The sequence below is a fragment of the Arcobacter sp. LA11 genome (assembly GCF_001895145.1).
In the GTDB taxonomy this organism is placed as follows: Bacteria; Campylobacterota; Campylobacteria; order Campylobacterales; family Arcobacteraceae; genus Halarcobacter.
Window position 1 is genome coordinate 76,818 of sequence record NZ_BDIR01000009.1, and the last position, 13,600, is coordinate 90,417.

The following is a 13,600-nucleotide window of genomic DNA, read 5'->3' on the forward strand; positions in this document are numbered from 1 at the left end:
GTACAATTTTTGTACAATGAAATACATTTTGTACATCTCCTAATATAATTATTTTCTTAATCTTTTAAATTAAATAAAAACTTTCTTTTTCCTTTTTATTATAATGTTAGAATTAAAAATCTAGTTATAAGGAATTAACATGTATTCATATAGCTTTAAAACTTATAATGAGTTGTTTGATTTTATAACAACTACTTACACAAATCCAAATTTTCTAAATTATTTAGAGAATGGTACATATAAATCTATTTCAGTAAATGAATTTAAAGAAAAAGTTATTTGTCTTGCAATTGCATTAAAAAAGATGGGTATTAATAAAGGTGACACAATTGCAATTTTTGCAAAGTCTTCGCCTTTTTGGTTAATATTTGATTTTGCAATTCATAAAATTGGAGCAATCTCTGTTCCTATATTTGACAATATATCTACTCAAAATTTAAATTTTGAAATAGAAGATGCAAAAATCAAATATGTTTTTATAGACTCTATAGAAAGATTAGATGATATAAAACATGATGTAACATTTATTACTCACAATTTTTGTATCAAAGAAGAAGGCTTTCATAATTTAGATGACATTTTTGTAATGAGTACTGTAAAATGTGATATATATGATTTAGAGCAAAATACTCCAAAAGAAGAAGATACTTTTTCTATCATATATACAAGTGGAAACACGGGTACTCCAAAAGGTGTTCAACTAACACATAAAAATATAATCAATCAAATACATGATGTAAATAAAATATTAGAACTACCAGAAGATGAAGTAATTTTATCACTTCTACCTCTAGCACATATATTTGAAAGAATGGTAATGAGCTTTTATTTAAATAAAGGTGTATCAATATATTTTGTGGATGAAATACCAAATGTTAGTAATCTTTTAAAAGTTGTTCGTCCTACTATGATGACTGTAGTTCCAAGATTATTAGAAAAAATATTTTTCAAAATCAAAATGAATATTGATGCTAAACCTTTTATTTCCAGATTTATTGCAAAAAAGGCATTTAATTATGCACTTAATGAAAATATGAATAAAGAGACATTTTTATTTAAAGTATTTAATAAAATTGTATATAGTAAATTAAGAGATATTTTTGGAGGAAGAATTACAAAACTAGTCTCAGGGGGAGCTCCACTTAATAAAGAGATTGCTCAATTTTTCCTAAATATTGGTATTCCTATTTATCAAGGTTATGGATTAACAGAAAGTTCTCCTGTTATTACAACTAATATTCCAGGTGCAAATAAAGTTGGTTCAAGTGGTAGACCAATTCCTAGTGTAGAAGTAAAAATAACAAATGATGGAGAACTTTTAGCACGTGGGGATTCTATTATGAAAGGCTATTTAAATAATGATGAACTAACAGCAAAAACAATTGATAAAGATGGTTGGCTTTATACAGGTGATTTAGCAAGTATTGACGAAGATGGATATGTTTATATCCAAAGTAGGAAAAAAGATATTTATAAACTTTCAACAGGAAATTATGTTTCTACAATACCAATTGAGCAAGCTTTATCAAAAAACAAATATATTGAATTTGCAACAATAATAGCAAATAATAAAAAATATGTTTCTTGCTTACTTTTTATTGATAAAGATATATATAATAATGATATACTAAATAAACAATTAACAATTGAAGAGTACTATAATCAAGATAAAGTACATAAAAGTATTAAAAATGACATAAAAATAATTAACAAAAACGTTAATGAGTGGGAGAAAATTATTCAATATACTATTGTTACAAATGATATATCAATTGAAGGTGGAGAATTAACTCCTTCAATGAAAATTTGTAGAAATGTTATCGAAGAGAAATATGAAGAAGTTATAAATAAAATGTATTAGGAGTTTGTTATGAAGGAGAGAATAGCTATTATTGATGGACTTAGAAGTCCTATTGCTAAAGCAAATGGTAAATTAGAAAAACTAGGTGCTGATACGCTTGGAGCTATTATCGCAAAGGAATTAGTTCTTAAAAATAATATCGACTATGATAGATTTGATGAAGTGATTATTGGAAATGTAGCACAACCTGTAAATGCAGCAAATATGGCAAGAGTTTTAGCAATTAGAGCTGGTTTTCCAGAAAGTACTATTGCTTATACTGTTCATAGAAATTGTGCTTCAGGAATGCAATCTATATCTTCATCAATTGAAAAAATAGAAACAGGACAAGGTGAAATATACTTAGCTGGTGGAGTAGAATCGATGAGTAGTATTCCCCTACTTTATAATGACCAGTTTAAAGACTTTGTCACAAAATTATCTTACGCAAAAACTACATCCCAAAGATTAAAAATATTATCAACTTTTAGACCTAGTTTTTTAAAACCAATTATTGCATTAATTACTGGTTTAACTGATCCAATCTCTGGTAAAATCATGGGAGTTACAGCAGAAAATCTTGCAAATGATTTTAAAATTAGTAAAGAAGCTCAAGATGAATTTGCTTTAAATTCGCATCATAAAGCTCAAAGAGCACAAGAAGCTGGAATATTAGCCGAAGAAATTCATCCAATTATGACAAAAGATACTTCCTTTTCAGATGATGATGGGATTAGATTAAATCAAACTATTCAAGCTTTAGAAAAATTAAGACCAATATTTGATAGAATAAGTGGAACAGTAACCGCAGGAAACTCATCACAAGTTTCAGATGGTGCAGCTATGTTAATTTTAACTACAGAATCTAAAGCAAAAGAATTAGGTGTTGAACCAATTGGATTTATAAAAGATTATGCATACGCAGGACTAGATGCTTCAAGAATGGGATTAGGTCCAACATATGCAACAAAGAAACTTTTTGATAAAACTGGAACAAAACTAGAAGATATAGATTTAATAGAATTAAATGAAGCCTTTGCAGCACAAGTTATTGCAAATATGGAGGCATTTAAATCTGTTGATTATTTCAAAAAACATCTAAATAGTACTCCTTTAGGAGAAATAAATCCAGATATTTTAAATGTAAATGGTGGAGGAATTGCCTTAGGGCACCCTGTTGGTATGAGTGGAACAAGAATTGTTCTTCATACTATTAAAGAATTAAAAAGAAGAGGTAAGAAAACTGGTCTAGCCACACTTTGTGTTGGTGGTGGACAAGGTGCCTCATTTTTAGTGGAGGTGTAAGATGGCAAATTTAGATTTAAAAATTGAAAATAGTATTGCAACCATTACTTTTGATTTACAAAATGAAAAAGTAAATAAACTAAGTTTTAAAGTTTTAGAAGAATTAGAAGCTTTATTAGACCAAATCAAAAATGATTCATCAATAAATGCTCTTGTAATTCAAAGTAATAAGCCAAATATTTTTGTAGCAGGTGCTGATATTAAAGAAATAGAAGCCATGAAAACAGAAAAAGAAGTTTATACCCAGATTATAAAAGGTGATGAAATCTTTGATAAACTAGCAAATTTACCTTATCCTACAATTGCGTATATAAATGGTGCGTGTATGGGTGGAGGATTAGAACTTGCTTTATGTTGTGACTATAGAGTTGCAACAACAGGAGCAAAAACAAAACTTGCATTTCCAGAAATTAAACTTGGTTTCTTTCCTGGTCTTGGTGGAACACAAAGAGCACCAAGAGTAATTGGACTTATAAATTCACTAGATTTAATATTAACTGGAAAAACTATTGATTCTAAAAAAGCATTAAGAATAGGACTTGTAAATGAAATCTTTGATAATGGACAAAAAGAGTTTAAATTAGCTACTTTTATTCAAAAAGCAATCAATGGTGAAATAAAAAAGAAAAAACTATCTTTTATGAATAGTATTTTAGAAAAATATTCATTAACAAGAGAATTTGTATATTATAAAACTCTAAAATCTATCGAGAAAAAAGTTAATAGGGACTTCAACGCTCCATATATGGCACTAGAAGTTATAAAACAAACTTTTGGCAAAGCATATAATGAAGGTATATTTGTAGAAGCAAAAGCCTTTAGTAAACTAGCGGCTACTAAAGAATCAAAATATATGATAGAGCTTTTTTTCCTATTTGAAAAATTCAACAAATCTTTTAAAAAAACAGATAAACCTATTTCTGATGTAGTTGTTGTTGGAAATGGAGTTATGGGTAAAGGTATTATTTGGCTTTTCTCAAAATTTTTAAGTGAAGTTAGAATTAAATTAAGAAAGATAGAACAAGCAAATTCAATTTTGAGTTTTGTAGCAAAACTATATTCATCTTCTATAAAAAGAAGATCTATGACAAAAAATCAACTTGAATTTAAATTAAATAAACTTTCATATACAGATAACTATGATGGTATGAACAATACAGAACTAGCAATTGAAGCAATTATAGAAGATGAAGAAGCAAAAAAAGACACTTTTGCGGAACTTGAAAAAGTATTAGGAAAAGATTCTATCATTGCATCTAATACCTCATCAATTTCCATTGAGAAATTAAGTAGTGAACTTAAAAATAAAAAGAATTTTGTAGGAGTCCACTTTTTCAATCCTGTAAATATGATGCCTTTAGTTGAAATTATACCTTCATCACACACATCTAAAAAAACAATAAACCGTGTTACAGAACTTTTAGTATCTTGTGGGAAAACGCCAATTGTTGTAGGCGATTGTGCAGGATTTATTGTAAATAGAATTTTATTACCTTATTTAAATGAAGCTGCTTTTATACTTGAAGAAGGTTTAAGTGTTTCTAAAATAGATAAAGTACTTAAAGACTTTGGTATGCCTATGGGTCCATTTATTCTTGCTGATACTGTTGGTATTGATATTGGATATAAAGTTACTAAGATTTTAAATGAGGCATATGGGGATAGGATGCCAATGGCTCCCATATTAGATAGAGTATATAATGATTTAAAACTTTTAGGAGCAAAAAATAAAAAAGGTTTCTATATTCATAAAAATAGAAAAACAAAAGTAAATGAAGAAGTTACAAAACCATATAATCTAAATAGACAATTTTCTGATGAACAAATTATTCAAAGATGTATTTATATTATGATAAATGAAGCATCTAGATGTTTAGAAGAAGGTATAGTAAAAAGTGCAGATGTTATAAACTTTGCAATGATTACAGGAAGTGGTTTCCCTCCATATAAAGGTGGATTACTAAACTATGCAAATGATGTTGGATTAGAAAATATTTTAAATACATTAAAAGATTTAGATAATAGATATGGGAAAAGATTTAAACCAAGTAACTTACTTATAAAACTTGTAGAAAATAAGAAAAATTTTAAAACAGGAGAAGAGTTATGGATTTCTTAATATTTTTAATAATTGTATGTGCGTTAGGATTTTATTCCTTTCCTATTCTTTATAGTTTAATAATAATTGGTGTTTACTCATTTGTATTTTTTGATATTTCGTTTTTTATATGGCCTTTCTTAATTGCCATTGCAGTAATTCTTAGTGTCAAACAATTTAGAATCAAATTTATAACTTCAAAACTAGTAAATTTCATAAATCAAAAAGGTTTAATGCCTAAAATTTCTGCAACAGAAGAAGCAGCACTACAAGCCGGTACAAACTGGGTTGAGTCAAACTTTTTTGAAGCAAAAGTAGATTTTGATGCAATAAAAAATGAAAAAGTCACAACTCTTACAGAAGAGGAACAAGCTTTCTTAGACAATGAAGTAAATGAACTTTGTGAAATGACAACTGATTGGGAAATATTCCAAGATAGAGATTTAAGTCCTGAAGTTTGGAAATATATAAAAGAGAAAAAGTTCTTTGGTATGATTATTCCAAAAGAGTATGGAGGATTAGGTTTCTCTGCTACTGCTCATTCATATATCATTGAAAAACTTGTTTCACGTTCTCAAGTTTTAGCAATTACAGTTATGGTTCCAAATTCACTTGGACCTGCTGAGTTAATATTAAAACATGGAACTCAAGAACAAAAAGACAACTATCTTCAAGATTTAGCTGTTGGTAAACAAGTACCTTGTTTTGGTCTAACAGAACCAAATGCAGGTAGTGATGCCACATCATTAACATCAAATGGTGTGATTTTTAAAGATGAAGAAGGAAAATTAAAAATTAGACTAAACTTTGAGAAACGTTATATTACTCTTGGAAGTATTGCAACTTTAATTGGTCTTGCATTTAGACTAAGTGATCCTGAACATCTATTAGGTGATAAAGAAGACTTAGGTATTACTTTTGGTTTAGTAGACCATAAAATAAAAGGTGTTGACAACTCAAGAAGACATGACCCTCTTGGTATTCCTTTTGTAAACTCTCCATTATATGGTAAAGATGTGATTATAGATATTGATGATGTAATTGGTGGAGTTGATGGTATAGGACATGGTTGGCAAATGTTAGTTGAGTCTTTATCTATTGGTCGTGGTATTTCACTTCCAAGTGTATCTTTAGGTGGAAGTAAATTTGCACTAAATGTATTATCTTCATATTCTAACTTAAGGGAGCAATTTGGTTTAACAATTAGTCACTTTGAGGGTGTTGAAGAAAAAATTGCAAAAGTTGCTGCTTTTACATATATGTTAAATGCTGCAAGAAACTATACTCTAGATGCAATTGATAATGGACACAAACCAGGAGTTATAAACTCAGTTATGAAATATCATGCAACTGAAAAGTTTAGAGAAGTGATAAATGACTCTATGGATGTATTAGGTGGAAGTGCAATTATAAGAGGTGAAAAAAATTTCTTAGCTCATGCATATTTTGCACTACCAATTTCAATAACAGTTGAAGGTGCAAATATTCTTACAAGAAATCTTATGCAATTCGGACAAGGCTTAATAAAATCACACCCATATATTTATAAACAAATAAATGCACTAAAAGACAATGATGTAAAAGCATTTGATGACGCCTTTTTCTCACATGTTGGACTTGCAACTTCTGCACTATGTAAAACAGTTGTTTATTATCTTACTCGTGGATTCTTTGTTAGAACAAAAGGAGAGTTCCAAAGATATAAGCAAAAACTTGTTTGGGTAAGTGCTGACTTTACATTTTTAACAAACTTAGCTCTTGCAGTAATTGGACCAGCATTGAAAAAAAGAGAAAATATAAGTGCTAGGTTTGGAGACATTCTTTCTTATAGTTATTTAATAACTGCAACACTAAGAGAGTATGAAAACAATCCAAATAAAGAGCATAGGGATTTAGTAGATTATGTTTGTCATTATGCTTTTAATCAAATTCAAATTGCACGTGAAGATATTTATAACAATATAGGTGTACTTAGAATATTTATTCCATTTATTAAGTTAAATGCAATAGGTATTAAATCTAGTGATAAATTAAATGCAAGAATCGTTTCAAAACTAAAAGACATAGAACATCTAAATAAACTTACAGAAAATATTTTTGTATCAACTAGTAAAAAAGATAGATTTACAAAATTACAAGAAGCAAAAAAATTAAATGTAGAAGTAAGTTCTATTTTTACAAAAATTAAACAAGCAGTAAAAGATGGTGTAATTGAAAAACAGAGTGTTGATAAAATGATAGAAAAAGCGCTTGAACTTGAATTGATTACTAGTACTGAGTCAACAAAACTTTTAAAAGCATACAAACTTAAACAAGATATTATTTCAGTTGATGCATTTAAAGTTAGAACGTATAAGGCAATGCGATGAAAAAAAATTTGCTACTAAATTCAAATGGATTTATTTTGAATATCTTAGAAAAAGTTTTAGATGCTGATATTGAAATAAAAGGTGTAGAAAATATACCTAAAAATAATCCTAGAATTTTTGTAGCAAATCACTTTACAAGAATGGAAGCTATGATTGTACCTTATGCAATCTATGACTTAACAGATAAAAAAGTTGGTGTTATTGCTGATGATTCTTTATTTAAAACATATTTTGGCTCTTATTTAGAAGAGTTAGGAGCAATGAGAAAATCAGAACCATGTAGAAATAATATCATGATTGGAGATTTAATAACTGGTTGTAAAGACTGGATGATATTTCCAGAAGGAATGATGGTAAAAGCAAAAGATATCACTAAAGAAGGTGATCATTTTTGTGTAAAAATAGATGGAGCTTGTCAAAGAGTTCATACAGGTTCTGCTTTTTTTGCTTTAAACTCCCAACTTTTGAGAGAAGACTATTTTAACAATAAAATAAAAAATAGTACTAAATTTCAAAGAAAGTATTTTATTAAAGAGTGTAAAGAAATACAAAAAAATGAAACAATGATAGTACCTATAAACATTACCTATTCAAACTTACGAACAGGTAGAAACTTTTTAACGGATATGGCTGTTAAATTTTTAGATAATATAGGTGAAAACTTTTTAGAAGAACTAGAGATAGAAGGAAACATTGCACTAAATTCAAAAATTACTATTCAAATACTTGAACCAGTAAGTACAAAAAAAATATTAGCTGATATTTATGAGAAAGAGTTAAATCAAGCTAAAATAATCAATAAATACAGATACTCTTTAACACATAATTTTATGACAAAAATATATAAAAGTTTGACAGTAAATTTTGATCATATATTTGCACTAACACTTTTTATGCATCCTAAAAAAAGAATCAATAAAATTCATTTTAAAAGAGTTTTATATCTTGTAGCAAATGCAATTAAAATGAATTGTATGTATTTTAATGAAAACCTAAATGGGGATATTATTAAACTAGTATCGTACGAACCTTATGAACCTTTTGAAAGCATCCTAAAAGTTGCTCTAAAAGATGAAATCTTAACACAAACAGATGATGAGTATATAATACATAAAGAAAATCTTTTAAATACATATACCCATCATACAATAAGACTTAGAAATATAATGCGTGTAATCTTAAATGAAGTATTAATCATAGATGAAGTTAACAAGATAGTTAAAGATTTAGTTAATCTATCAGATGAAAAAATAAATAAAAAACTATATGAACTTTTAAAAATAGAAGAAGTATTTGAATATGAAAATGACTATGCTAAATATATTGCCGATGAAGATTTGAAACCAAGAAAAACAGGTATTCCTTTTACCTTTGAAAATAGTGATAGTGAGTCATGTGTAATTACTTTACACGGTTTTTCTTCTGCTCCTAAAGAAGTATTAGAAATGGCTAAATATATTCATTCAAAAGGTCTCAATGTTTATGCACCAAGACTTAGAGGACATGGAACTAGTCCAAAAGATTTAAAAGAGACTACTTGGCAAGACTGGTATCTTTCAGTTTGTAGAGCTATTGCAATTGCAACATTAAAATACAAAAAAATATATATAGTAGGTTTTTCTACAGGGGGACTTTTAGCACTTCTAAGTACAAAAAAGTGTTATGATGAGATTGGTGGAATTATCTGTATAAATGCAGCTTTACATTTAAATGATATTAGAATAAAAACTCTTCTACCTGCCCTATCTTTTTGGAATGATTTATTAGAAGCATTCAATGCAAAAAGTTATGTAAAAGAGTATGTAGACAATGATTCAGAAAATCCTGAAGTAAATTATAATAAACACTATGTAGATTCAATAGAGCAACTAAGTTTACTTATGAAAAAAACTCAAAAAAATATACCTAAAATACAAACACCTACATTCATAATTCAAGCAAAAAATGACCCTGTTGTAAATCCAAGTTCTGCTTATGAGATTTATGAAAAAATTAAATCAGAAAAAAAAGAGTTATTAATGTTAGATTTAGATAATCATATTATTATAAAAGGAGAAAATACAAAAGAGTTATTTGAAGAGATTTACTCTTTTATTGATATATTAGAAAAGGAAGATTGATGCTAAAAACTTTAGAGAATAAACTACATTCTCAAATTCCTATGACAAAACTTATGAAACTACATGTAAAAGCAATTGATAAAGAAAAACTTATTACAACTGCACCACTTGATATAAATATAAATGACAAAGGCACTGGTTTTGCTGGAAGCTTAAGTACTATAGTTACAATTTCTGCATGGAGTAGTTGTTTTTTAAAAATAGACGCACTTGGCTATAAAAACCCAATGATTGCAATTATTAAAAGTGATACAGCATATAGAGCACCCGTTACAAAAGATATATATTGTGAAACCAATTTGCCTACATATGAACAATTAGAATTAGTAAAAGAAAAACTAAAGTTAAAAGGAAGTGCTTCACTTAAAATAAAATCAAAAATAATCGAAAATGAAAAAGTTTGTGTAGAGTTTGAAGGAATTTACGTTATCAAGGTTTGATATAAAGGCTTTTCTATTTAGAAATTCACTTTTTTTATACAACAATTATGTTATAATCAAACTATGAAAAAACTGATTTTATTATTTATATTCTTAGTATTAACTCTAAATTTATTTGCAAAACATGTTGAAGCAAAATATGATATAACTTATGGAAACTTTCTAGATTTAGGAATTGCAACAACAACTTTAGAAATAAATAAGAACTCATATAAAATAAAAATTAAAGCCAAAACAACTGGTATGGCAAAATACTTAACAAATAATCGTGAAGAGATATATGAAAGTTATGGAAAATTTGTTAATAATCAATTTATCCCAAACAAATTTATAAAAACAAAAAAAGATGATTACAAAAAAAGAGTTAGAATATATACTTTTAACCATAAAGAAAAAAAAATATTAGTAAATGATAAAAAAACTGGTATAGAAAAAAAAATGAATAGTTCATTTAAAAAAGTGCTTATTAATATAGATGAAGAAAAAAACTCAGAATTAGATTATTTTGCAAAAGATGATATTTTATCACTATTTTTTAATATTAATCAAAAACTTGTTAAATATGAAAATGGAAAAGAATACACTCTAAATGCAGTTGGTGCTAATAAAACAAAAGGTATTATAAATATTTTAATGCCTACAACAGAAAAATTAAAACAGATGAATGAAGTGTTAAAAACAGATGATAAATCAAAATTTACCGCATTTATAAATCAAAAAATATTTCAAAGTAAACGAGGAGAACTACTCATATCTTTAGACCATAATGGTTTTTGTAGTTATGCTGTGCTAAAAGATGTTTTATTCTTTGGGGATATTGTTGGTAAAATGGTTAAATTTAAAACAGATGAGGGATAATATGCAAAAAATGATTAAATACATTGTTGTAGTTTGTATAGCTACGCTATTTATAGGATGTACACATAAGGCTCCAGTTACAAAAAGAAGTCAAATGATTTTAATGTCACAATCACAAGAATTAGCACTAGGTGAAAAATCTTATAATGATACTCTTAAAAAATCAAAAGTTATCTACAATACAAGAGATGCAAAAAGAGTAAAAGAAATTGGTTATAAAATTGCAAGAGTTGTAAATAGAAATGATTATAAGTGGGAATTTAACCTAGTTGAAAATAAAGCACAAAATGCTTTTTGTTTACCAGGAGGTAAAGTTGTAGTTTATACAGGTATTTTAAAAGCTGCAAAAAATGATGACCAATTAGCAACAGTAATGTCTCATGAAATAGCCCATGCACTTGCTCGTCACGGTGCAGAAAGAGTAAGTTCAGGGATGGTAGCGAATGGAGCACAACTTATTGGTAATATTATTTTAGGTTCTCAAGCTCCACATCTTACGCAATCTTTTAATATTGCTTTTGGTTTAGGAACTCAATATGGAGTTTTACTTCCATATGGAAGGGTGCAAGAAAATGAAGCAGATGAAATAGGTATTCACTTAATGTATCAAGCTGGATATAATATCTATGAAGCATTAAATTTTTGGAAAAATATGAGTGGAGGTAAAAAAGAAGGAGCAGAGTTTTTTTCTACTCACCCAAACTCAAGTACCAGAATGGCTAATATAAATAGAGTTATTTCAGAAATAAAAAAATCTCATCCAAGAATGGAAAATTCAATAAAAAATACTAGTTCAAATTTAGGTAAGAAAATCAATTAATTGATTTTCTTACCTAATTTATAAAATATTAAAAGGTTTTGATAATAAATTATGCCATATTTGTAAATACAGCTTGAACATCATCATCTTCATCAAGTTTTTCTAATAACTTGGCAATTTCTTCTTGCTGTTCTTCTGTATATTCTTGAGGATTATTTGAAATTCTTTCTAATTTTGCTTTTGTAAGTTCTATTCCCATATCTTCAAATGCTTTATTTAAAGTACCAAAATCTTTATAATCAGCAGTTACTAATACAATTCCATCTTCTTCTTCAATCTCTTCAAGACCTGCATCAATAAGCTCTAATTCTAACTCTTCTAAATCCATATCCTCAGTTTTATTAAATTCGAAAATTGCTTTTCGATCAAAGAAAAATTCTAAAGATCCAGTTGGTGCCATTGAACCACCATTTTTATTAAAATGCATTTTTACATTTGCAACTGTTCTTGTATTATTATCTGTTGCAGTTTCAACAAATACTAAAACCCCATGAGGTCCTTTTCCTTCAAAGTTTACATCTACATAATTTGCAGAATCTTTTCCAGTTGCTCTTTTAATAGCTGCATCAATATTTGACTTTGGCATATTTTCAGCTTTTGCATTTAAAATTGCCGTTCTAAGTGCTGAATTCATTTCAGGATCTGCAACACCTGCTTTAGCTGCCATTTCAATAGCTTTTGCTAGTTTTGGGAAAAGTCGAGACATTGCTCCCCATCTTTTCATCTTTGACGCTTTCCTATATTCAAAGGCTCTACCCATAAACAACTCCAATAATTTATATAATTTTTTGACGATTATATCAGGTTTGATATATTAAGTTTATAAAACACATATTTTCAACATTATTTTTTGATATAATACATAATGACTTATAAAATTATTATCCTATTTACACTACTTACAAGTAGTCTATTATCAGCACAAGTTTCAGTTTCTTCTAACGAAGTTAAAAATGCAAATACAGTTTTAGTAACATTAAAAGAAAAAGATATAAACAATCCTAAACTTACATTTGATAAACACAATATAAAATTTTTTGAATACCCTAACAAAATAGATACATATTATGCTTTAATACCTGTTTCATATTATAAAAAATTAGGTAATTATAGAATTATTATTTCTTATATAAAAAATGATAAAAAAATATTTAAAGGCATCAATATAAAAGTTGTTGATGGAAAATATAAAAGTGAAACTATAAATGTTGCAAAAGGAAAAGTTAGTTTAAGTAAAAAAAATAAAAAAAGAACTAAAAAAGAGTATGCTTCTGCAATGAAAATATATAACACAACTACAGATATTTTTTATATAAAAGACAAATCAATTAAACCTATAAACTCAGATATAACTAGCTCTTTTGGTAAAAAAAGAGTTTATAATGGTAGTTTAAAGTCCTATCATAGTGGTACTGATTTTAAAGCATCTGTAGGAACACCAATTAAAGCAATAAATGATGGGATAGTTGTAATATCAGAAGATAGATTTTATGCAGGAAACTCTATTGTTATAAATCATGGGCAAGGAATATATTCTTGTTATTTTCATTTAAGTAGCATGAATTATAAGAGTGGAGATTATATTAAAAAAGGTGAAATTGTTGGCTTAAGTGGAAGCACAGGGAGAGTTACTGGTCCACATTTACATTTTTCTTTTAGAGTCCATGGTATTCAGGTAGATCCGTTACAATTGATGAAGCTGTTAAATAATTTTTAGTTGTATTCAGCTTTTTTTATAAAAATTTTAGAT

Annotated in this window: 10 protein-coding genes; 9 read left to right on the top strand and 1 reads right to left on the bottom strand. The window is 27.5% G+C overall.

The window, feature by feature from the left end; translation table 11 throughout:
* Positions 1–139 precede the first annotated feature (139 nt).
* The 8 genes from BT997_RS10900 to BT997_RS10935 all read left to right on the top strand — a co-directional run bounded on the left by BT997_RS10900 (position 140) and on the right by BT997_RS10935 (position 11,850).
* Positions 140–1,861, top strand: a complete 1,722-nt coding sequence (locus BT997_RS10900; protein WP_072681929.1) for a long-chain fatty acid--CoA ligase — start codon at positions 140–142, stop codon at positions 1,859–1,861.
* A gap of 9 nt (positions 1,862–1,870) precedes the next feature.
* A complete protein-coding gene (locus tag BT997_RS10905) occupies positions 1,871–3,145 on the top strand; it encodes a thiolase family protein (RefSeq protein ID WP_072681930.1) in 1,275 nt (424 codons plus the stop codon).
* 1 nt (position 3,146) lies between these two features.
* Positions 3,147–5,264, top strand: a complete 2,118-nt coding sequence (locus BT997_RS10910) for a 3-hydroxyacyl-CoA dehydrogenase NAD-binding domain-containing protein (RefSeq protein WP_072681931.1) — start codon at positions 3,147–3,149, stop codon at positions 5,262–5,264.
* Complete coding sequence (locus tag BT997_RS10915) at positions 5,252–7,612, top strand: acyl-CoA dehydrogenase (protein ID WP_072681932.1); 2,361 nt, start codon at positions 5,252–5,254, stop codon at positions 7,610–7,612. The genes BT997_RS10910 and BT997_RS10915 overlap by 13 nt, the downstream gene beginning before the upstream one ends.
* Positions 7,609–9,732, top strand: coding sequence for an alpha/beta fold hydrolase (locus BT997_RS10920; protein WP_072681933.1), 2,124 nt, complete (start codon positions 7,609–7,611; stop codon positions 9,730–9,732). Before BT997_RS10915 ends, BT997_RS10920 begins: the two co-directional genes overlap by 4 nt.
* On the top strand, positions 9,732–10,172 hold the full coding sequence (locus BT997_RS10925; protein WP_072681934.1) for a YiiD C-terminal domain-containing protein: 441 nt from the start codon (positions 9,732–9,734) through the stop codon (positions 10,170–10,172). Before BT997_RS10920 ends, BT997_RS10925 begins: the two co-directional genes overlap by 1 nt.
* A gap of 63 nt (positions 10,173–10,235) precedes the next feature.
* On the top strand, positions 10,236–11,030 hold the full coding sequence (locus BT997_RS10930; protein WP_072681935.1) for a DUF3108 domain-containing protein: 795 nt from the start codon (positions 10,236–10,238) through the stop codon (positions 11,028–11,030).
* Between the two features lies 1 nt (position 11,031).
* A complete protein-coding gene (locus BT997_RS10935) occupies positions 11,032–11,850 on the top strand; it encodes a M48 family metallopeptidase (protein WP_258239475.1) in 819 nt (272 codons plus the stop codon).
* A gap of 49 nt (positions 11,851–11,899) precedes the next feature.
* Here BT997_RS10935 and BT997_RS10940 read toward each other — a convergent pair whose 3' ends face one another.
* Positions 11,900–12,610 carry a YebC/PmpR family DNA-binding transcriptional regulator gene (locus BT997_RS10940; RefSeq protein ID WP_072681936.1) on the bottom strand — a complete coding sequence of 237 codons (711 nt, stop codon included), beginning with the start codon at positions 12,608–12,610 and terminating at the stop codon, positions 11,900–11,902.
* A gap of 105 nt (positions 12,611–12,715) precedes the next feature.
* Here BT997_RS10940 and BT997_RS10945 point away from each other — a divergent pair, with 105 nt between their 5' ends.
* The gene (locus BT997_RS10945; RefSeq protein ID WP_072681937.1) at positions 12,716–13,567 is read left to right on the top strand and encodes a M23 family metallopeptidase; all 852 of its coding nucleotides are present in this window, start codon (positions 12,716–12,718) and stop codon (positions 13,565–13,567) included.
* The last annotated feature ends 33 nt before the right edge of the window (positions 13,568–13,600 follow it).